Source organism: Streptomyces sp. NPDC087270 (assembly GCF_044744625.1).
Taxonomy (GTDB): Bacteria; Actinomycetota; Actinomycetes; order Streptomycetales; family Streptomycetaceae; genus Actinacidiphila.
Genome location: NZ_JBIUYR010000003.1, coordinates 464,570 through 488,533 on the forward strand (window position 1 = coordinate 464,570; position 23,964 = coordinate 488,533).

1 protein-coding gene is annotated in these 23,964 nt (G+C 73.5%); it reads right to left on the minus strand.

What is annotated here, in order from left to right; genetic code table 11:
* Entirely contained in the window at positions 1–23,955 is a 23,955-nt protein-coding gene (locus tag ACIPAE_RS08925) for a non-ribosomal peptide synthase/polyketide synthase (RefSeq protein WP_402443885.1), read from the minus strand.
* Positions 23,956–23,964: the final 9 nt, after the last annotated feature.

Consider the following 23,964-nt stretch of genomic DNA (forward strand, 5'->3'; position numbering starts at 1 on the left):
TCAGTCCTCCTGGTGGGAAAGGGTGGTGTCACGGGCGTCACCGGTGGTGTCGGCGATCCTGGCGGCCAGGATCGGGCCGATCTGGGCCAGCGAGCCCGCTTTGGTCATCTGGTCGTGCCGGGTGGTGATCTCGTGCGATTCGATCCGGCCCGCGACGTACGGGCGCCAGACCTCGGGCCCGGCGCCGTCGTGGCCCCGGTCGATGGTGGAGTTGAACAGCAGCAGGTCTCCGTCGTAACGGCCGGGGACGAAGTCGACCGACAGCTTCGCGTTGTTGATCATGATCTGGACGATCACCTCGACCTGCCGCTCGTTCAGGCCGGCCAGCGCGCTGCCCCGCCGGTTCAGTACCTCGGCGACCTCGGCGTAGGTGATCTCCCGGTCGCCCAGCTCGTCCGGGTCCACGTCGAGCACCCCGACGAGTACGTCCCGCACGGTGGGCACCGGTTCGTCCTCGAACCGCACGTCCTTCACCGGGTAGGCGTCGAGGATCGCCAGCAGCGCGGTCCGCTCGCCGCGCGCCTGCAGTTCGCAGGACAGCGCGTGGGCGATCAGCCCGCCGGCGGACCAGCCGAGCAGCAGGTAGGGGCCCTCCGGCTGGATCTTCTGGACCTGGTCGGCGTAGTCGGCGGCCATCTCCTCGTAGGAACTCGGCAGCGGTTCGGGCCGGCCGAGGCCGCGCGCCTGGAGAGCGTAGACCGGGTGTTGCGGGCCGAGGTGGTTCAGCAGCCCGCTGTACGACCAGCTGATCCCGCCGCCGGGGTGGACGCAGAACAGCGGTGTGGCCGTCCCGGTCGAGCGCAGTGGCAGCAGGACGTCCAGCGCGTCGGCCGGATCGTTCATGGCCAGGCGCTCGGTGAGCCCGGCCACGGTGGGCGCCTCGAACAGCATGCGCAGCCCCAGCTCCAGTCCGAGGGTCTCGCGGACCCGGGAGGCCAGCCGGGCGGCCAGCAGCGAGTGCCCGCCCAGGTCGAAGAAGCCGTCGTCGATGCTCACCTGCTCCCGGCCGAGAACCTCGGCGAACAGGCCGCACAACAGCTGCTCCTGCGGGGTCCGGGGGCCGCGTCCGGCGTCCCGTGCCCCGTAGTCGGGGGCCGGCAGGGCGGCCCGGTCGAGCTTGCCGTTGGCGGTCAGCGGCAGCGCGTCCACGGTGACGAACGCCGCCGGCACCATGTAGTCGGGCAGTTCGCGGCGCAGCCGGCCGGCCAGCTCGGCCGTCTCGGGTGCGCCCTCGGGCACGGGCACCAGGTAGGCGACCAGCCGTTTATCGCCCGGCCGGTCCTCACGGGCGACCACGGCCGCCTGGGCGACGCCCGGGCAGCCGGCCAGGACCGCCTCGATCTCTCCGGGCTCGATCCGCAGACCGCGCAGCTTGACCTGGTGGTCGACGCGTCCGGCGAACTCCAGTGTCCCGTCGGGGAGCCACCAGGCGAGGTCGCCGGTGCGGTACATCCGGCTCCCGGCCGGCCCGTACGGGTCGGCGGTGAAGCGCTCCGCCGTCAGGCCGGGTCGGCCGAAGTAGCCGCGGGCCACGCCCGTCCCCGCGAGGTACAGCTCGCCGACCATGCCCGTCGGCACCGGCCGCAGCCGGTCGTCGAGCACGTAGGCGCGCATGTTCGCCATCGGCGCGCCGATCGGCACGCTCGAGGCGTTCTCGGGGAGGCCGTGCACCGGATGGCAGGCCGCCAGCGTGGTGGCCTCGGTGGGCCCGTACCCGTTGACCACCTCGATGCCGGGGCACGCCGCGAGCACCCGTGCGGCGGCGGCCGGGGAGACCACGTCGCCGCCGGTCCACACCTCGCGGACCCCGGCGAGCAGGCCCGGTCGCTCCTCGGCGACCAGCCGGAACAGTCCGGCGGTCAGCCACAGTCCGGTCACTCCGTGCGTGGTGATCGTGTGCTGAAGGAGGTCGAGGTCGAGTTGCTCGGGCGGCGCGACCACGATCCGGCCGCCGTTGAGCAGCGGCACCCACAGCTCGTAGGTCGAGAGGTCGAAGGCCGTCGGGGAGTGCATCAGCACCCGCTCGTGTCCGCCGCCGCGCCACTCGGGGGTCAGCGCGAGGCCCACCACGTCCCGGTGGGTGACGGCCACGCCCTTCGGCCGTCCGGTCGAGCCGGAGGTGTACATGATGTACGCCAACTGCTGCGGCGCGCAGGGTACTTCGACGTCGGACGGGTCGGCGGCCGCGGACTGCGCCAGTGCGGCGAGCACCTCCGGGGTGAGCACCAGGGCGGCTCCGCTCTCCCGCATGATCAGGTCGATCCGGGAGGAGGGGAAGCGCGAGTCCAGCGGCAGGTAGGCGCCGCCCGCCTTGATGACCGCCAGGATCGCCACGACCAGCTCCGCCGAGCGGTCCATCATGACCGCGACCGGCGTCTCCGGCCGTACGCCCTGGCGGACCAGCGCCGCCGCCAGGCGGTCGGCCCGCAGGTCGAGTTCGGCGTAGGTCAGTTCGGTGCCGCCCGCCACGACCGCGACCGCGTCCGGGGTGGCCCGCACCTGGCGGGCGAACAGCTCAGGCATCGAGGCCGACGGCAGCTCCGCGGCCGTGTCGTTGAACCCGTGCAGCAGCCGGTGGCGTTCCGCGTCCGACATGAGGTCGATCCGGCCGATCGGCAGGTCCGGGTCGGCGGCCGCCGCGCGCAGCAGGCGGGCCCAGCGCTCGAAGAGCAGTTCCACGGTGGACGCGTCGAACAGGTCGGTGGCGTACTCCACCGCGCCGACCAGTCCGTCCGCGGCGCCGTCCGGGCGGAACTGCTCGGCGAGGCTGAACGTCAGGTCGACCCGCGCGGTCCCGGTGGGCGCCTCCAGGTGGCCGGTCTCCAGCCCCGGCAGCGCGAACTCGCCGAGCGGGGCGTTCTGCAGGGCCAGCATGACCTGGAAGAGCGGGTGGTGGGCCAGTGAGCGCACCGGGTTGGCGACCTCGACCAGGTACTCGAAGGGCACGTCCTGGTGGTCGTAGGCGGCCAGCGCCTTGTGCCGGACCCGGCCGAGCAGTTCGGCGAAGCCGGGGTCGCCGCCGGTGTCGGTGCGCAGCACCAGGGTGTTGACGAAGAAGCCGACGAGGTCGTCGAGCGCCTGGTCGGTCCGGCCGGCGATGGGGCTGCCGATCGGGATGTCCGTACCGGCGCCGAGCCGGGTGAGCAGCGCGGCGAGTCCGGCCTGCAGCACCATGAACATGCTGGCGCCGCGTGCGGTGGCCAGCTCCCGCAGCGCCTGGTGCAGTTCGGGGTCCAGCCGGACCACGACCCGCTCACCGCGCTGGGAGGCGACCGCCGGGCGGGGCCGGTCGGCGGGCAGCTGCACCTGCTGGGGGATGCCCGCCAGTTCCTCCTTCCAGTAGGCCAGTTGCCGGGCGAAGAGGCTGTCCGGGTCGGCGGCGTCGCCGAGCAGGTCGCGCTGCCAGCCGGCGTAGTCGGCGTACTGCACCGGCAGCGGGGACCACTGCGGCTGCTCGTCACGGCAGCGCGCCGCGTAGGCCGCGGCGAGGTCGGCGGACAGCGGCCCCATCGACCAGCCGTCGGCGGCGATGTGGTGCACCACGACCAGCAGCACGTGCCGGTCGGGGGCGAGCGCGATCAGCTCGGCCCGGATCGGCGGCTGTTCGGCCAGGTCGAAGCCGCGCCGGGCCGCGTCCGCGAGCTGCCCGGCCAGCCGGCTCGCGTCGAGTTCGACCACCGGCAGCGCCGGTTGCGCCTGCGCGGTGTCCAGCACGACCTGGTACGGGACGCCGCCCGTCTCGCGGAAGACCGTCCGCAGGCTCTCGTGCCGGGCGACCACGTCCGCGAGTGCGGCGTGCAGGGCCGACCGGTCGAGGTCGCCGGTCAGGCTCAGCGCGAGCGGCATGTTGTAGGTGGCGCTCGGACCGTCCATCCGGTGCAGGAACCACAGGCGGCGCTGGGCGAAGGACAGCTCCACGTGCTCCGGGCGCAGCCGGGCGGTCAGCGCGGGCCGCGCCCTTCCGGAACCGTCCAGGCGGGCCGCCAGTCCCGCCACCGTCGGGGTTTCGAACAGGGTGCGGACCTCCAGCTCCGCGCCGAGGGTCGCCCGGACCCGGGAGGCCAGGCGCGTCGCCAGCAGCGAGTGCCCGCCGAGGTCGAAGAAGCTGTCCTCGACCCCGACCTGCGCCAGCCCGAGCACCTCGGCGAACAGCTCGGCGAGGAGCTGCTCCTGCGGGGTGCGCGGCGCCCGCCCGCCCGCGGCCCGGCCGAGGTCGGGGGCCGGCAGTGCGCTGCGGTCGAGCTTGCCGCTGGCGGTCAGCGGCAGCGCGTCCAGCGCCACGAACGCCGACGGGACCAGGTAGTCGGGCAGCCGCCCGCGCAGCCAGTCGCGGAGTTCGCCGAGGAGGGCGCCGGTGCCGCGGCCGCCGATGGGGCGGTTGGTCAGCGACGACAACGCCCGGCCGGTGGCCCCGGCCGACCGGTACGGCTCGACCGGGGAGCCGTGGAGCGTCCGCGGGTCGGCGAGGACCACGTCCACGGCGTCGTCCGCGGTGGCCGACCAGGTGACGGCCACCACGCGGCCGAACTCCCGCCCGAGGGCGTGGAAGTCCTCCGGGTCGGGGAGGTCGCTCTCTTCCGGGGCGTGCAACCGCTCCAGCAGTTGCGGGAGCGGCTCGTTCCCGTCCTGCACCGCCCGGGCCAGGGCTGCCTCCCGTACCACGCGCCGGTTCGGGACCCCGGTGATCCGCACCACCTCGGCGGGCGGCTGGGCGAGCAGCTCGCGCAGCCCGGCGGGCCCGGTGACCTGCCGCCCCCACGCCAGCTCGACGGACCGGCTCGGGGGCCGCGGGGCGAGCGGCGGTTTGTGCAGCGTCACCTCGTAGCGGTAACGGGTCAGTTCGTTGTGGTGGCGGCCCCGCTTGACCTCCACGGTCACCGCGCCGATGTCCGTGCCGTGCTCGCGCAGGACGGTGAAGAAGTCCGGGTCGACCAGGAGTTCCTTCTCCACCCTGACGGCCTGCTCCACCGCGCGGCGCACGGCCGCGCGGTCGGCGCCGTCGCCGGCCCGGTGCAGTTGGACGGCAGTGGCCAGCGGGCGCAGCAGCCGCAGGTTGCGGACGTCGCCGATGAAGAGTGCGCCGCCGGGGGCGAGCAGGCGCATCAGCTTGGCGATCACGTCCGCCAGGTAGTCGGCGGACGGGAAGTACTGCACCACCGAGTTGATCACGACGGTGTCGAACTCCCCGGCCGGCAGTCCGTCGGTGTCGTGCGCCGGACGGGTCTGCAGCACCACGCGCCCGGTCAGCCGCTCCTCCCCCGCCACCTGGGCGGCCAGGGCGTCGATCGCGGTGGCGGAGAAGTCGGTCGCCCAGTAGCTGTCGCAGTGGGGCGCGATCTGCGAGAGCAGCAGGCCGGCGCCGACCCCGACCTCCAGTACCCGGCGCGGACGCAGGGCCAGGATGCGGGCCACGGTGGCGTCCCGCCACTCGCGCATCTGCTCCACCGGAATCGGGCTGGCGTCGTAACTGCTGTTCCAGCCGACGAAGTTGTCTCCGAAGGCCGCTTCGCCGGGGGCGATGGGCAGGGCGTCGTAGATGTCCTGCCACTCCTCCACGTGGTCCGCTTCCAGCCCGCTGTCCCGGGCGGTGTCCTGGCGCGGGACGACGTAGCCGACGAGCCGGTGGTCCTGGGCGAGGACGGCGGCCTGGGCGACGGCGGGGTGCTCCGCGAGCGCGGCCTCGACCTCGCCGGGCTCGACGCGGAAGCCGCGGACCTTCACCTGCTGGTCGGCTCGGCCGACGTACTGCAGTTGACCGTCGCCCAGCCGTCGTACCAGGTCGCCGGTGCGGTACATCCGCGTGCCGGCGAGGCCGTACGGGTCGGCGACGAACCTGCTCGCGGTCAGGTCGGGCCGGTTCAGGTAACCGCGGGCCAGGCCCGCGCCCGCGACGTACAGCTCCCCCGTCACGCCCTGCGGCACCGGCTGCAACCGGTCGTCCAGGACGTACACCCGGGTGTTGGCGATCGGTCGCCCGATCGGCGGCACAACGCCCGTCCCCGGCGAGAGCGGGTCGCTCATGGTCGCGCACACCGTGGTCTCGGTCGGGCCGTACGCGTTGATCATCCGGCGCCCGGGCGCCCAGCGCTCCACCAGCTCCGGCGGGCACGCCTCACCCGCCACCACCAGCGTCGACACGGTCACTGCGCCGTCCGGCAGGGCGGCGAGCACGGACGGGGGGACCGTCACGTGGGTGATGTCGAGGCGCGGGTCGGTCAGCGCGGCGAGCGGATCGGCCGCGGGGGGCAGCACCAGGGTGGCGCCGCGCAGCAGGGCGGTGCAGATCTCCGACACCGAGGCGTCGAAGCTGGGCGAGGCGAACTGGAGCACCCTGCTGTCGGGTTCGACCGCGAAGCGCTCGATCTGTCCGGCGACCAGGCTCGCCACGCCGGCGTGGCTCACCACGACGCCCTTGGGGCGGCCGGTCGAGCCCGAGGTGTAGATCACGTAGGCCGGGTGCCGCACATCGAGCACCACCCGCGGATCGCGCTCCGGCTGATCGGAGCACTCCACCACCATGGCAACGTCGTCGACCACCACCGCCGGACGCGCGTCCTCCACCATGAACGCGATCCGCGACCGCGGATACCCCGGGTCCACCGGCAAATACGCCGCTCCGGCCTTCAACACACCCAAAACCGCCACCACCGACTCCACCGACCGCGGCAGAGCCACCGCCACCACCTGCTCCGGACCCACCCCCCGAGCGATCAGCGCATGGGCGAACCGGTTCGCCCGCACATCGAGCTGACGATACGTCAACTCCGTCCCCCCACAGACAACCGCCACCGCGTCCGGCACCGCCGCCACCCGCGCCGCGAAGGCCCGCGGCACCGGGACGGCGCCCACGTCCGTGGTGGTCGCGTTGTCCCGCTCCAGCAGCCGGTGCCTCTCGTCGGCGTCGAGGATGTCGATCACGCCGATCGGCCGCTCCGGGTCGGCGGTGACGGCCTTCAGCAGGAGCGTCCAGCGCCGGACCAGGGCGGCGATCGTCGAGCGGTCGAACAGGTCCGTGGCGTACTCGACCGTTCCGGCGATTCCGGCCGGGCTCCCGTCAGGACCGAACTGTTCGGCCATGCTCACGCCGAGGTCGAACTTGGCGGTTCCGGTCGCGACCGCGTAGGTGGCGACATCGAGGCCCGGCAGCGAGAACCGTCCCATCGGCGCGTTCTGCACGGCAAGGATGGTCTGGAACAGCGGGTGGTGGGACAGCGAGCGGGACGGGTTCAGCGCCTCCACCAGGTGCTCGAACGGCACGTCCTGGTGCGCGTACGCCGACAGCGCCGTCTCCCGCACCCGGCCCAGCAACTCGACGAAACTCGGATCACCACTCGTGTCCGTACGCAGCACCAGCGTGTTGACGAAGAACCCCACCAGATCGTCCAGTGCCTCGTCCGTACGCCCCGCGATCGGACTCCCGATCGCGATGTCCGTACCCGCACCCAACCGCGTGTACAAAGCCGCCAACGCCGCCTGCAGCACCATGAACAGACTCGACCCGGTACGCCGCGCCAACTCCACCAGCGCCACGTGCAGTTCCCGGTCGAGCTCCAGGGCGACATGGTCCCCGTGCCGGCCGGCGACAGCCGGGCGGGGCCGGTCGGCGGGCAGTTGGAGCAGTTCCGGCAGGTCGGCCAGCTGCCGCTTCCAGTAGTCGAGTTGCTCGGCGAACCGGCTCCGCGGGTCGGCCGCGTCACCGAGCAGCTCGCGCTGCCACAGCGTGTAGTCGGCGTACTGCACCGGCAGGGCCGGCCTGTTCGCCGTCCGGCCCTCGCAGCGGGCCGCGTACGCCTCGGCCAGGTCGCGGGCCAGCGGGCCGGTGGACCAGCCGTCAGCGGCGATGTGGTGCATGACCAGCAGCAGCACGTGCTCGTCCGGCGCGACCGCGAACAGCTCGGCCCGCAGCGGCGGTTCCGTCGCCAGGTCGAACGGCTGCCGGGCACTCCCGGCCAGCCGCTGCGGCAGTTCGTCCCGCGTCACCTCGGTCGGCCGGGCCCGGAGGCGGACCGCGGCCGAGTCCAGCACGCGCTGGCAGGGAACGCCGGCGATCTCCGGGAACACCGTCCGCAGGCTCTCGTGCCGGGCCACCACGTCGGCCAGCGCCTGGTCCAGCGCGGTCCGGTCGAGGTCGCCGGACAGCCGCAGCGCCAGCGGGATGTGGTAGGTCGCGGCGGCGGCGTCCATGCTGTGCAGGAACCAGAGCCGGCGCTGGGCGAAGGACAGCGGAACCGACTGGGGCCGCTCGTACGCGGTCAGCGCCGGACGGGCGCGGCCGGCTTCGGCCAGCGCCTCGGCGAGGCCGGCCACGGTGGGTGCTTGGAAGAGTGCGCGCAGGCCGAGTTCCACGCCGAGCACCGAGCGCACCCTGGCGGCCAGCCGGGTGGCGAGCAGGGAGTGGCCGCCCAGGCCGAAGAAGTCGTCGTCGACCGAGACCCGCGGCACGTCGAGCACTTCGGCGAACAGCTCGGCGAGGATCTGCTCCTGCGGCGTGCGCGGCGCCCGGCCGCTGCCCGCGGGAACGGCTTCGGGAGCGGGCAGCGCCGCCCGGTCCAGCTTCCCGTTCGGCGTCAACGGCAGCGCGTCCAGCACCATGAAGACGGCCGGCACCAGGTAGTCCGGCAGTCGCTCGCGCAGGTGCGCCGCCAGTTGCGCGGGGCGGACGGCCTGGTCGGGGCGGGTCGCCACATAGCCGACGAGCCGGTCGTCCCTGGCCGCGACGGCGGCCTGCGCGACGGCGGGGTGCTCGGCCAGGGCCGCCTCGACCTCGCCGGGTTCGACGCGGAAGCCGCGGACCTTCACCTGCTGGTCGGCTCGGCCGACGTACTCCAGCTCGCCGTCGGCGCGCCTTCGCACCAGGTCGCCGGTGCGGTACATCCGCGTGCCGGCGAGGCCGTACGGGTCGGCGACGAACCTGCTCGCGGTCAGGTCCGGCCGGTTCAGGTAGCCGCGGGCCAGACCCGGCCCGGCGACGTACAACTCCCCTTCCACGCCCGGCGGTACGATGCGCAGCCGCTCGTCCAGGACGTACACCCGGAAACCCGCGACCGGTCGCCCGATCGGGGGCACAACGCCCGTCCCCGGCGAGAGCGGGTCGCTCATGGTCGCGCACACCGTGGTCTCGGTCGGGCCGTACGCGTTGATCATCCGGCGCCCGGGCGCCCACCGCTCCACCAGCTCCGGCGGGCACGCCTCACCCGCCACCACCAGGGTGGTCGCCGTGAGCTCGGCGCCGTCCAGCGCGGCCAGGGCCGAGGGCGGCAGCGTCACGTGGGTGACGGAGAACCGGCGGTCCGTCAGGGCCTCCAGCGGCGCCTCGGCGGGGGCCAGGACGAGGGCGGCGCCGGTGAGCAGCGCGCCGCAGAGGTCCCAGAAGGACGCGTCGAAGCTGGGCGAGGCGAACTGGAGCACCCGGCTGCCCGGCGCCACACCGAGCCGGTCGGCCTGCTCGGCGACCAGGCTCGCCACGCCGGCGTGGCTCACGACGACGCCCTTGGGGCGGCCGGTCGAGCCCGAGGTGTAGATCACGTAGGCCGGGTGCCGCACATCGAGCACCACCCGCGGATCGCTCTCCGGCCGATCGGAGCACTCCACCACCATGGCAACGTCGTCGACCACCACCGCCGGACGCGCGTCCTCCACCATGAACGCGATCCGCGACCGCGGATACGCCGGGTCCACCGGCAAATACGCCGCTCCGGCCTTCAACACACCCAGAACCGCCACCACCGACTCCACCGACCGCGGCAAAGCCACCGCCACCACCTGCTCCGGACCCACCCCCCGAGCGATCAGCGCATGGGCGAACCGGTTCGCCCGCACATCGAGCTGACGATACGTCAACTCCGTCCCCCCACAGACAACCGCCACCGCGTCCGGCACCGCCGCCACCCGCGCCGCGAACAGCTCGGGCAGGCTCGCCCCGGCCGCTGCGTCCCCGACGGCGGGCAGCAGCTCGCTGCGTTCCTCGGCGGACAGCAGGTCGATCCCGCCGATCGGCCGGTCGGGTGCGGCGGCGACCGCGGTCAGCAGCCTGATCCACCGGGCGGCCAGGGCCTCGACCGTCGAGCGGTCGAACAGGTCGGTGCTGTACTCGACCCCACCCCCGATTCCGGCCGGCGCCCCTTCGGGTCCGTACTCCTCCGCGAGCCCGAAGGTCAGGTCGAGCCGCGCGGTCCCGGTGGGCACCGCGACCCCGGAGACCTGGAGCCCCGGCAGTTCGAAGTCGCCACCGGGCGCGTTCTGCACGACCAGACCGGTCTGGAACAGCGGGTGGTGGGACAGCGAGCGGGACGGGTTCAGCGCCTCCACCAGGTGCTCGAACGGCACGTCCTGGTGCGCGTACGCCGACAGCGCCGTCTCCCGCACCCGGCCCAGCAACTCGACGAAACTCGGATCACCACTCGTGTCCGTACGCAACACCAGCGTATTGACGAAGAACCCCACCAGATCGTCCAGCGCCTCGTCCGTACGCCCCGCGATCGGACTCCCGATCGCGATGTCCGTACCCGCACCCAACCGCGTGTACAAAGCCGCCAACGCCGCCTGCAGCACCATGAACAGACTCGACCCGGTACGCCGCGCCAACTCCACCAGCGCCACGTGCAGTTCCCGGTCGAGCCGGAGTTCCAGCACGTCGCCGCGGTACGACATGGCGGCCGGGCGCGGCCGGTCGGCGGGCAGTCGCAGCTGCTCGGGCAACCCGGCCAGCGCCCGCGTCCAGTAGGCGACCTGGCGGGCGAACACGCTGTCGGGGTCCTGCTCGTCACCCAGGATCTCGTGCTGCCACAGGGTGTAGTCGCCGTACGTCACCGGGAGCGGTGGCCACGCGGGTGCCCCGCCGCCCTGCCGGGTGGTGTACGCGGCGGCCAGGTCACGGGCCAGCGGGCCCATGGACCAGCCGTCCCCGACGATGTGGTGCATGACCAGCAGCAGCACGTGCTCGTCCGGCGCGACCGCGAACAGCTCCGCCCGCAGGGGTACTTCCGAGGTCAGGTCGAAGTCGCGCACCGCCGCCTCACGCAGCAGGGCGGGCAGCTCCGCCTCGCCGGCCGGGCGCACGCTCAGCGGAACGGCGACCTCGGCGGTGTCCAGCACCCGCTGGTGCGGGATTCCGGCGGTGTGCGGGAAGACCGTGCGCAGGGTCTCGTGCCGGGCCACCATGTCCACGAGCGCGGCGCTCAGTGCGTCCCGGTCGAGGTCGCCGGACAGCCGCAGCGCCAGCGGCAGGTGGTAGGTGGCGCTCGGCGCCCCGAACTGCTGGAGGAACCAGAGCCGGCGCTGGGCGAACGACAGCGGCATCGGTTCGCGGCGGGGCCGTGGCACCAGGGCCTGCCGCGCGGTGCCGGCGTGATGCAGCGCGGCCGCCAGTCCGGCAGGCGTCGGAGTCCGGAACAGGACGCTCAGCTCAAGTTCGACCCCGAGGGTGGCCCGGACCCGTGAGACCAGCCGGGTGGCAAGCAGCGAGTGACCGCCCAGCTCGAAGAAGTCCTCGTCGACACCGACCCGGGCGAGGCCCAGCACCTCGGCGAACAGCTCGCAGAGGATCTGCTCCTGCGGTGTGCGCGGCGCCCGGCCGGCGACGGTCGTACCCGGCTCCGGCGCGGGCAGCGCCGCCCGGTCCAGCTTCCCGTTCGGCGTCAACGGCAGCGCGTCCAGCAGCACGAACGCGGACGGCACCATGTACTCCGGCACCCGATCGCGCAGGTGCGCCCCGAGCGTCGCGGCGGTCGCCCCGGCCCCGTCCGAGGGGACGACGTAGGCGACGATCCGGTCCTCCCGGGCGAGCACCGCGACCTGGGCGACGCCCGGGTGCGCGGTCAGCTCGGCCTCGACCTCGCCCGGTTCGATCCGGAATCCTCGGACCTTGATCTGGTGGTCGCTCCGGCCGGCGAACTCCAGCTCACCGTCGGCGCGCCAGCGCACCAGGTCGCCGGTGCGGTACATCCGGGTGCCGGCGAGGCCGTACGGGTCGGCGACGAAGCGCCCGGCGCTCAGCCCGGGCCGGTTCAGGTAACCGCGGGCCAGACCCGCTCCGGCCAGGTACAGCTCGCCCAGCACGCCGGGGGCCACCGGTCGCAGTGCCGAATCCAGCACGTAGGCGCGGCAGTTCGCGATCGGACGGCCGATCGGCACCGGCAGCGGGCAGTCGGCGGGGTCGGCCGGCAGCGCGTAGGCGGTGATCACATGGGTTTCGGCCGGCCCGTAGTGGTTGTGCAGCACCCGCCCCGGCCGGCCGGCCTGGAAGCGGCGCACGGCAGCGCCCAGCCGCATCGCCTCTCCGGCCTGCGCGACCAGCCGCAGGTGCGGCAGGTCGAGCCCGGCCTCCTCGGCGGCTTCGGCCAGCGCCTCGACCACCAGGTTCGGCGCGAACAGCTCCTCGACCCGGTGGCGGTCGAGCCAGCGGGCGAACAGTTCGGCGCTGCGGCGCTGTTCCTCGGTCGGCACCACCAGGGTCTTGCCGTACAGCAGCGCGGACAGCATCTCCTGCACCGAGACGTCGAAGCTGATCGCGGTGAACTGGGCGGTGCGCGTGCCGGGTTCGCCACCGACGGTCCGGTGGTGCCACGCCAGCAGGTTCAGCAGCCCGGCGGCGGGCATCACCACGGCCTTGGGCCGGCCTGTGGAACCGGAGGTGTAGATGGCGTAGGCCGGGTGCCGGGTGTCCACCGGAACGGCCGGATCGTGCTCCGGCAGCTCCCCGGCCGGTGTGACGGCCGCGAGGTCGTCGAGCACCACGGCCGGGCGTGCGTCCTGAAGCATGTGCGCGATGCGCGCGGCCGGGTAGTCCGGGTCGACGGGCAGGTACGCCGCGCCCGTCTTGAGCACCGCGAGGACGGCGACCACCAGCTCGGCCGAGCGCGGCAGCCGCAGGGCGACGATCCGCTCCGGGCCCACGCCGCGCGCGATGAGCGCGTGGGCCAGGCGGTTGGCCCGGCGGTTCAGCTCGCGGTAGGTCAGCGCGGTGTCCTCGAACAGCAGCGCCGGGGCCTCGGGGGTCGCCCGGACCCGCGCCTCGAACAGCGCGGGCAGGGTGGTGTCAGGGGCCGGGCGGGCGGTGTCGTTGCGAACGACCAGCAGCTCGTGCCGCTCCTCGGCGGTGAGGACGTCGATCCGGCTCAGCGGACGCTCCGGATCGGCGACCACCGCCGCCAGCAGCCGCAGCCACCGGGCGACCAGCGCCTCCACCGTGGCGGCATCGAACAGGTCGGTGCTGTACTCGACCCGTCCGACGATGCCCTCGGCCGGGCCGCCCGTGCCGCCGCGCTCCAGCAGGTGGAAGCCCAGGTCGAACATGGCCGTCGGTGTCCGCACCAGGACGACCTTGGCGGCCAGACCGCTCAGCGCGAACTCGGTGCGGGGCACGTTCTGCAGCGCGAGCAGCACCTGGAACAGCGGCTGATGGGCCGGTGACCGGGCCGGGTTGAGGGCCTCGACGACGTGCTCGAAGGGCAGGTCCTGGTGCGCGTACGCGCCGAGGGCGCCCTCCCGGACCCGGACCAGCAGTTCGGCGAAGGACGGGTCGCCGCTGGTGTCCGTGCGGAGCACCAGGGTGTTGACGAAGAACCCGACCAGGTCGTCCAGCGCCTGGTCGGTCCGGCCGGCGATCAGGCTGCCGACCGGGATGTCGTCTCCCGCACCCAGCTTGTCCAGCAGCGATGCGAGGGCGGCCTGCAGCACCATGTACACGCTGGCGCCGTGCTCGCGGCCCAGCCGGACGAGCCCGGCGTGCAGTTCGGCGTCCAGCTCGATCGCCAGGTGGCCGCCGGAGTGGGAGGGGGTCGCGGGGCGGTGGCGGTCGGCGGGGAGCCGGATCTGCTCCGGCAGGTCGGCCAGCTGCCGCTTCCAGTAGCCGAGTTGCTCGGCGAACCGGCTCCGCGGGTCGGCGGCGTCACCGAGCAGCTCGCGCTGCCACAGCGTGTAGTCGGCGTACTGCACCGGCAGGGGCGCCCACTGCGGCTCCCCGCCCAGGTGGCGCGCCGCGTAAGCGGTGGCCAGGTCAGCGGCCAGCGGGCCCAGCGACCAGCCGTCACCGGCGATGTGGTGCATCACCAGGAGCAGCACGTGCTCGTCCGCCGAGACCTCGAACACCTCGGCGCGCAGCGGCGGTTCGGCCGCCAGATCGAATCCGCGCGCCGCGGCCGACGTCAGCAGTCGCGGCAGGGACTTCTCGTCGGCCGGGGTGACCGACAGCCCCGGGCGCGCCTGACCGGCGGCCAGCACCTGCTGGCGGGGCACGCCGTCAACAGCCGGGAAGACCGTCCGCAGGGTTTCGTGCCGGTCGACGAGGTCGCCCAGCGCGGCTTCCAGGGCGGCCGGGTCCAGCGGTCCCGAGAGCCGCCACGCGAGCGGCATGTTGTAGACCGATGCGGCGCCCTCCAACTGGCGCAGGAACCACAGCCGCCGCTGCGCGGACGACAGCGGGACCGTCTCGGGCCGCTCCGCCCGCCCCAGGGCGAGCCGGGCCCGGTCGGCGCCGCCCAGACCGGCGGCCAGCCCGGCCACCGTCGGGGTGCGGAACAGCGCGCGCAGCTCCAGTTCGACCCCGAGGGTCGACCGGACCCGTGAGACCAGCCGGGTGGCGAGCAGGGAGTGCCCGCCGAGGTCGAAGAAGTCCTCGTCGACACCGACCTGCGGCAGGCCCAGCACCTCGGCGAACAGCCCCGCCAGCACCTGTTCCTGAGGAGTGTGCGGTGCCCGGCCGGCCCGCGTCGCGGTGGACTCGGGCGCGGGCAGGGCGCGCCGGTCCAGTTTGCCGCTGGTGTTCAGCGGCAGGGTGTCGAGAGAGACGAACGCGGCCGGCACCATGTAGTCCGGCAGCCGCTCGCGCAGGTGCGCCCGCAGGTCCTCCGTCCGGAGCTCCGCCCCGGTGGCGGGCTGCAGGTAGGCGACCAGACGGGGGTCCTGCGGCCGATCCTGCCGGACGATCACGGCGGCCCGTGCGACCTGCGGGTGTTCGGCGAGCGCCGCCTCGATCTCGCCGGGTTCGATCCGGAACCCGCGGACCTTGACCTGGTCGTCGGTACGGCCCAGGAACTCCAGGTTCCCCTCCGCGTTCCACCGCACCAGGTCACCGGTGCGGTACATCCGCGACCCGTCCGGACCGAACGGGTCCGCCACGAACCGCCCCGCGGTCAGACCCGGCCGGTCCAGGTAGCCCCGCGCCAGCCCCGCACCCGAGATGTACAGCTCACCCGCCACACCCGTCGGCAACGGCCGCAACGCGGCATCCAGCACGTACAACCGGGCATTGGTGACAGGCCGGCCGATCACCGGACGCGGACTCGCGGCCACGTCCGCGACCACCGAGTTGACGGTGCATTCGGACGGTCCGTAGAAGTTGAGGCAGGAGCCCCCACCGGCCGCCCGCAACCGCTCCCACACCTGCTCCGGAACGGCCTCCCCACCCGCCGCGACCAGTGCCGGACGGCGCAGCGGATCGTCCAACAGTCCATGAGCGAGAAGGACTTGAAGATAGGAGGGAGTGGCCTCCACATAGTCCAGCCCTGCGCGTGCGGCGTACTCGAGGTACGCGTCCGGGTCGGTCCAGGTCGCCTCGTCCAGGACGTGCAGCTCGTGACCCGCGAAGAGGGCCAGGAGCTGGTCGCAGGAGGCGTCGAACGACACGGACGTGGTCAACCCGACCCGCAGCCGCTCCCCCGTCCGGAAGACCAGCGCCCACTGGTTGGCGAACAGGTTGGCCAGGCCGCCGTGGGTGACCACGACACCCTTGGGCCTGCCGGTGGAACCGGAGGTGTGGATCACGTACACCGGGTGGCGAGGATCGACAGCCACCCCCGGATCGACCGACGGACAACCCGCCACCGAAGCAGCCGTCGCAGGATCGTCAAGCACCAACCGATCGGCACCGCCCGCCGGCAACCGCCCCCCGCTCCGCACATCGGTCACCACCACAACCGGCCGCGCATCCTCCAGCAGATACGCCACCCGAGCCGCCGGATACTCCGGGTCCACCGGCACATACGCCGCACCCGACTTCACCACCGCCAAGATCGCCACCACCAACTCCGCCGACCTCGGCAACACCACCGCCACCAACCGCTCCGGCCCCGCACCCCGCGCCATCAACGCATGCGCCAACCGATTCGCCCGCGCATCCAACTCCGCATACGTCAACGACACATCACCACACACCAACGCGACCCGGCCCGAAGCCGCCGCGACACGCTCCCGGAACAACTCCGGCAGGCTCACAGCCGGAACCCGCGCCACCGGCCCGGTGCCGAGGGCGTCAAGCCGGCGGTGCTCCTCGTCGGTGAGCAGGTCGATCCGGCTGGCCCGCTGCCCCGGGTCGGCGACCGCGGCGCGGAGCAACCGCTCCCACCGCCCGATCATCGCCTCGACGGCGGCCGGATCGTACAGGTCGAGGGCGTACTCGACGGACCCGTCGATCCCCTCCGGAGAGCCGTCCTCCGCGTACCGCTCGGACATGGTGAAGATCAGGTCGAGCTTGGCGGTGGTCGACGTGGGCGGCATCTCGCCGACCCGCAGCCCGGCCGGGGCGAAGTCGGCCCGGGGTGCGTTCTGCAGCACCAGCATGACCTGGAACAGCGGGTGGTGCGCCAGCGACCGGGCCGGATTCAGGACCTCGACCAGGTACTCGAACGGAAGGTCCTGGTGGGCGTAGCCGGCCAGCGCGGTGTCCCGGACCCGGTCCAGCAGCTCGGCGAACGTCGGATCACCCGAGGTGTCGGTACGGAACACCAGGGTGTTGACGAAGTAGCCGACCAGCTCGTCCTGCGCCTGGTCGGTCCGACCGGCGACCGGGCTGCCGACCGGGATGTCGTCTCCCGCGCCGAGCTTGCTCAGCAACGCCGCCAGCCCTGCCTGGAGCACCATGAACAGGCTGGTCCCGTGCGCGCGGGCGAGCTCGCGCAGACCGCGGTGCAGCTCGGCGTCCAGCCCGGCGCGCACGGAGCCGCCACGGTGCGAGGCGACCGGCGGACGGGGCCGGGTGGTGGGCAGCTGGACCCGTTCCGGCAGACCGGCCAGCGCCTTCGTCCAGTAGTCCGCCTGGCCGGCGAACAAGCTGTCCGGATCGGCTGAGTCGCCGAGCAGTTCGTGCTGCCACAGGGTGTAGTCGGCGTACTGGACCGGCAGTTCCTCCCACTGCGGCTCTTCGCCGCGGCGGCGCGCCGCGTAGGCGGCGGTCAGGTCCCGCGCGAGCGGGCCCAGCGACCAGCCGTCACCCGCGATGTGGTGGAGCACCACCTGGAAGACGTGCTCGTCCGGCGCCAGTTCGAACAGCTCGCCCCGCAGCGGCACGTCGACCGCCAGGTCGAACGGGCGGTCCTTCGCTTCCGCCATGGCGGCCGGCAGCCCGGCCTCGGTGGTCCGGTGCACGGGCAGTCGCGGGCGGGCTGCCTCGATGTCCAGCACCCGCTGGTACGGCACGCCGTCCACCGCCGGGAAGACGGTGCGCAGGCTCTCGTGCCGGGCCACCACGTCCGCGACGGCGGCCGCCAGGGCCGGTCGGTCCAGGTCCCCGGACAGCCGCCAGGCCAGGGAGATGTGGTAGTTCGCGCCGGCTCCCTCCAGCTGGTGGAGGAACCACAGCCGCCGCTGCGCGAACGACAGCGGGACCACCGCGGGGCGCTCGCGCCGGGCCAGGGCGACCTGCGCCGGCCCGGCCGCCACCAGGGCGGCGGCCAGACCCTCCGGGGTCGGCGCCTCGAACAGCGTGCGCAGCGGCATTTCCACGCCGAGCGTCGCGCGGATGCGGGCGGCCAGACGGGTGGCCAGCAGCGAATGCCCGCCCAGGTCGAAGAACCCGTCCTCGACACCGGCCGACGCCACCCCCAGGACCTCCGCGAACAGCTCGCAGAGGATCTGCTCCTGCGGGCTGCGCGGCGCGCGGGATGCGGCCGCCGGGGCGAGGTCGGGTGCCGGCAGAGCCCGGTGGTCCAGCTTGCCGTTGACGGTCAGCGGCAGCGCGTCCAGCACGACGAACGCCGACGGCACCATGTACTCCGGCAACCGCTCGCGCAGGTGCTCCCGCAGGTCCGCGGACCTCGGTGCGGCGCCCGCGGCCGGCACCAGGTACGCGGTCAGCCGGGTGTCGTCGGCGCGGTCCTGCCGGGCCAGGACGGCGACCTGGGCGATGCCGGGGTACCCGGCCAGCGCCGCCTCGACCTCGCCGAGTTCGATCCGGAAGCCGCGCACCTTGACCTGCTGGTCCGCCCTGCCGACGTAGCGCAGGCCGCCGTCAGCCGCGCGGCGCACCACGTCGCCGCTGCGGTACATGCGCGACCCCGGCGCTCCGAACGGGTCCGCCACGAACCGGCCGGCGGTCAGGCCGGGCCGGTTGAGGTAGCCGCGCGCCAGGCCCGCTCCCGCGACGTACAGCTCGCCCGGCACGCCCGGGGCCACCGGCCGCAGGCCGCTGTCGAGCACGTACGCGCGCAGGTCCGGGAGGGCCGCGCCGACCTGGCCGGCGGTGGTGCCGGACCGGTCGAGCGCCGCGTACGTGACGTGCACCGTGGTCTCGGTGATGCCGTACATGTTGACCAGCCGCGGCGCGTCCTGCGGGTGCCTGCGGTACCAGCCGGCCAGCCGGCTGTGCTCCAACGCCTCGCCGCCGAACACCACCGTGCGCAGGGCGAGCCGGCTGCCGGTCTCCGGAGCCTCCGCGTCCGCTTCCATCAGCTGGTAGAAGGCGGACGGTGTCTGGTTGAGCACCGTCACCCGCTCGCGGGCGAGCAGGTCCAGGAACCGGCCGGGCGAGCGGCTGGTCTCGTGGTCCACGACCACCAGCCGGCCGCCGTGCAGCAGCGGGCCCCACAGCTCCCACACCGAGAAGTCGAAGGCGTAGGAGTGGAAGAGGGTCCACACGTCCTCGGCGGAGAAGTCGAACAGCTCCCGGGTGGTGCCGAACAGGCGCACCACGTTGCGGTGCGGGACCACCACGCCCTTGGGGTTGCCGGTGGAACCGGAGGTGTGGATGACGTAGGCGGCGTGGCTCGGGTCGACCGGGACCCCGAGGTCCGTGTCCGGCAGCCGGTCCAGGTCCGCGGCGTCCAGCAGCAGCCGGTCCACGTGGTCCGCCCCCGGAAGCTCTCCGATCCGGCTGGTCGTCACGAGCAGCGCGGGTCGGGTGTCCTGGAGCAGGTAGGCGATCCGGGCGGCCGGGTACTGGGGGTCGACCGGTACGTACGCGGCGCCGGCCTTGAGCACCGCGAGCACCGCCACGACCAACTCCGCCGAGCGCGGCAGGGCCAGGGCCACCAACTGCTCCGGCCCCACCCCCCGGTCGGCCAGGGCATGCGCCAGCTGGTTGGCGCGGGCGTTCAACTGGCCGTACGTGAGCGTGGCTTCGCCGTCCGTGAGGGCGACCGCGGCCGGGTTCGCCCGGACCTGCTGCTCGAACAGCGCGGGCAGGCCGGACTCCGGCCGCTCGTCGCCCTGGTCGGTGCCGGCCGGCAGCAGCGCCCGGAGCTCGTCGGTGGACAGCACGTCCACCTGCCCGATCCGTCGGCCGGGGGCGGCGACGACGGCGCGCAGCAGCCTCAGCCACCGCTCGACGATCCCGCTGACGGTGGCCGCGTCGAACAGGTCGGTGCTGTACTCCACGACGCCCGACAGCCCGTCCTCGCCGGGCTGTTCGGCCAGGACGAAGGTCAGGTCGCATTTGGCCGTCCCGGTGGGGACCAGGTCGGTCGCCACCCGCAGCCGCGGCAGGTCGAAGGTGCCGGACGGCGCGTTCTGCAGCGTGAGCAGGGTCTGGAACAGCGGGTGGTGCGCCAGCGTCCGGGTCGGGTTCAGCGCCTCCACGAGGTGCTCGAACGGCACGTCCTGGTGCGCGTACCCGGCCAGCGCGTCGGAGCGCACCCGGCCCAGCAGTTCGGTGAACGACGGGTCGCCGGACAGGTCGGTGCGCAGCACCAGGGTGTTGACGAAGAAGCCGACCAGGTCGTCCAGGGCCTCGTCGGTGCGTCCCGCGACCGGGGTACCGATCGGAACGTCGGTGCCGGCCCCGAGTTTGCCCAGCAGAGCGGCCAGGCCGGCCTGGAGCACCATGAAGAGGCTGGCTCCGCCGTCACGGGCGAGCGCGCGCAGGCCCCGGTGCAGCTCGGCGTCGATCCGCACCGGCAGGTGGGCGCCCTGGTAGGACATCGCCGCCGGCCGGGGTCGGTCGAAGGGCAGCTCGACCTGCTCGGGCAGGTCCGCCAGCTGTTCGCGCCAGTAGGCGAGTTGGCCGTTGAGCAGGCTGTCCGGGTCGGCGCCGTCACCCAGCAGCTCCTGCTGCCAGAGCGCGTAGTCGGCGTACTGGACCGGCAGCGGCGGCCACTGCGGCTTCGCGCCCTCGCTCCGGGCGGCGTAGGCGGTCGTCAGGTGCCGCGCGAGAGGTCCGGTCGACCAGCCGTCGCCGGCGATGTGGTGCACCACCAGCAGCAGCACGTGCTCGTCCGCGCCGAGCCGGAACAGTTCGGCGCGCAGCGGCGGCTCCTCGGAGAGCTCGAAGCCGTACCGCGCGGCCTCCGCCAGCCGGTCCGGCAGGTCGTGCTCACCGACCTCGGTCACCCGCAGCCGCGGCCGTGCGGCGTCGAGGCCGAGCACCCGTTGGTACGGCACGCCGTCGACCACCGGGAAGACGGTACGCAGGCTCTCGTGCCGCTCGACCACGTCCGCCAGTGCGGCTTCCAGGGCACGCTGGTCCAGGATTCCGGACAGCCGCAGGGTCAGCGGGATGTTGTAGGTGGCGCTCGGCCCCTCCAGCCGGTGCAGGAACCACAGCCGCCGCTGCGCGAAGGACAGCGGGACCACCGCGGGGCGCTCGCGCCGCCCCAGTGCCGGGCGCGCCCGGCCCGCGACGTCCACCGCGGCCGCCAGTTCCGCCACCGTCGGCGCGTCGAACAGGTCGCGCAGCCTCAGCTCCACGCCGAGCACGGACCGGGCCCGGGCGACCAGCCGGGTGGCGAGCAGGGAGTGCCCGCCGAGGTCGAAGAAGCTGTCGTCCGGCCCGACCTCGGCGACCCCCAGCACCTCGGCGAACAGCCCGCAGAGCAGGTGCTCGACCGCGGTGCGCGGTGCGCGGCCCGATGCGGCGGGCTGCTGTCCGGGCGCCGGGAGAGCGCGCCGGTCGAGCTTGCCGTTCGGGGTCAGGGGCAGCTCGTCCAGCACCACGAACGCCGACGGCACCATGTACGCGGGCAGCCGCTCCCGCAGCCGGTCCCGCAGCGCGTCCGCTCGGACGGTCTGCCCCGCGTCGGGGAGGACGTAGGCGACCAACCGGGTTTCCTCGTCGGTGCGTACCGTGACGACGGCCCGCGCGACCTGTGGGTGTTCGGCGAGCGCCGCCTCGATCTCGCCGGGTTCGATCCGGAACCCGCGGACCTTGACCTGGTCGTCGGTACGGCCCAGGAACTCCAGGTTCCCCTCCGGGTTCCACCGCACCAGGTCACCGGTGCGGTACATCCGCGACCCGTCCGGACCGAACGGGTCCGCCACGAACCGCCCCGCGGTCAGACCTGGCCGGTCCAGGTAGCCACGCGCCAGCCCCGCACCCGAGATGTACAACTCACCCGCCACACCCGCCGGCAACGGCCGCAACGCGGCATCGAGCACGTACAACCGGGCATTGGTGACGGGCCGGCCGATCACCGGACGCGGACTCGCGGCCACGTCCGCGACCACCGAGTTGACGGTGCATTCGGACGGTCCGTAGAAGTTGAGGCAGGAGCCCCCACCGGCCGCCCGCAACCGCTCCCACACCTGCTCCGGAACGGCCTCCCCACCCGCCGCGACCAGTGCCGGACGACGCAGCGGATCGTCCAGCAGTCCATGGGCGAGGAGGACTTGAAGATAGGAGGGAGTGGCCTCCACATAGTCCAGCCCTCGGCTCGCCGTGTAGTCGACCAGGGCTTCGGGGTCGGTCCGGGTCGCGTGGTCCAGGACGTGCAGCTCGTGACCCGCGAAGAGGGCCGAGAGTTGGTTCCAGGAGGCGTCGAACGACACCGAGGTGGTCAGGGCCACCCGCAGCCGCTGCCGGTCCTCCAGCAGCGGCGCGAACCGCACCAGCCGGTGGTCGGTGAGCAGGTTGAGCAGGCCGCCGTGGGTGACCACGACGCCCTTGGGCCTGCCCGTGGAACCGGAGGTGTGGATCACGTACACCGGGTGGCGAGGATCGACAGCCACCCCCGGATCGACCGCCGGACAACCCGCCACCAGGGAAACCGTCGCAGGATCGTCAAGCACCAACCAGTCGGCACCGCCCGCCGGCAACCGCCCCCCGGTACCCGCGTCGGTCACCACCACAACCGGACACGCATCCTCCAGCAGATACGCCACCCGAGCCGCCGGATACTCCGGGTCCACCGGCACATACGCCGCACCCGACTTCACCACCGCCAAGATCGCCACCACCAACTCCACCGACCTCGGCAACACCACCGCCACCAACCGCTCCGGCCCCGCACCCCGCGCCATCAACGCATGCGCCAACCGATTCGCCCGCGCATCCAACTCCGCATACGTCAACGACACATCACCGCACACCAACGCGACCCGGCCCGAAGCCGCCGCGACACGCTCCCGGAACAACTCCGGCAGGCTCACAGCCGGAACCCGCGCCACCGGCCCGGTCCCCAGCGCCGCCAGCGCACCGTGCTCCCGCGCGGTGAGCAGATCGATCCTGCCGACCTCCTCGTCCGGGTCGCAGTCCGCGACGGCGTCGAGCAGGGCGAGCAGCCGCTGCTGGTGCGCGGCGAGGTCGTCGTCGCCGTACGCCTGCGGCGCGCCGTGCAGCCTGAGCAGCGGGGGATTGCCGTCGCGGTAGTCGAAGACCCAGACGGCCAGGTCGGTGGTCGATCCCGACACGAAGTGGTGAACTGACGCGGGGTGCCCGGCAAAGCTCGGCCTGGCGTTGAAGGCCATGATGTTGACGATCAGCGGGAACGCCGTGCCGATGCTGCCGGGCGCGCCGAGGTCGCGCAGCAGGTCCTCGCTGCGGTAGCGCTCGTGCGCGACGGCCGAGTCGACCTCCCGTGCCGCCTGGGCGACGAGTTCGCCCCACGGCATGTCCGGTCGCACGGTCAGCCGCAGGGGGACCACGTTGGACATGGTGCCGGGCACTGACAACAGGTCGCGGTCGGAGCCCCGACGGGCGGTGACGGGAAGGGCGAGCACGACGTCCTGTGCGCCGCTGAGACGGTGGGCGTAGAGCGCGGTCGCCGCGACCACCACCCGGGACCAGCGGACGCCGGCCCGGGCCGCCGCCGCCCGCAGCGCCTCGGGGCGGCGCAGTTCCCGCTCTCCGGCCAGGCGCAGGGTCTGGTGCGGGTCCGTCGCGGTGGTGTCGGTGAGCCGGGTCGGGGCGGGCAGATCGGCGAACCGCCCGGTCCAGTAGGAGCGGTCGGCGGTGAAGTCGGCGGACGAGCGGTAGGCGGTGTCGCTTTCCACCAGGTCCCGCAGCGAGCCGAACGGGCAGGGCGGCACGGCGGCGCCCTCGGCGAGTGCCGAGTAGACCTCGCCGACCCGCTGCCGGACCATGGAGCTGCTGATCGCGTCCAGCACCAGGTGGTGGTAGTTCAGGTACCAGAGGAACTCGGTGGGCGACAGCCGGATCAGTGCGTGGCCGAACAGCGGATCGGCGGCGAGGTCCAACGGACGGGCCAGGTCGCGCTCCATCCATTCCATGGCCGCCGCCCGCGGGTCCGGCTCCGCACCGAGGTCGAGGTGGGTGGGCGTCCAGTCCCAGGTGGCGCGCGGGATCTGGTGCGGGCCGTCACCGTCGTCGACGAAGGTCACGTGCAGGGCGTCGACCTCGTCGACCACCCGGCGCAGCGCGGCCTCGAACAGCTGCGGATCGACCGGCCCGTGGATCTCCAGGCACTCGCCGACGCGGTAGCCCGGGATCGGCGTCCGGGAGCTCTGTTCGGCGAGCCAGATCTCCCGCTGCGCCGCGGTCAGGGGAAGGGCGTCTTGGTCGCGACGGGACATGGGGGTACC

Coding starts and splice junctions, on each gene's coding strand:
- ACIPAE_RS08925 (WP_402443885.1), bottom strand. CDS start 23,955: ATGTCCCGTCGCGACCAAGACGCCCTTCCCCTGACCGCGGCGCAGCGG.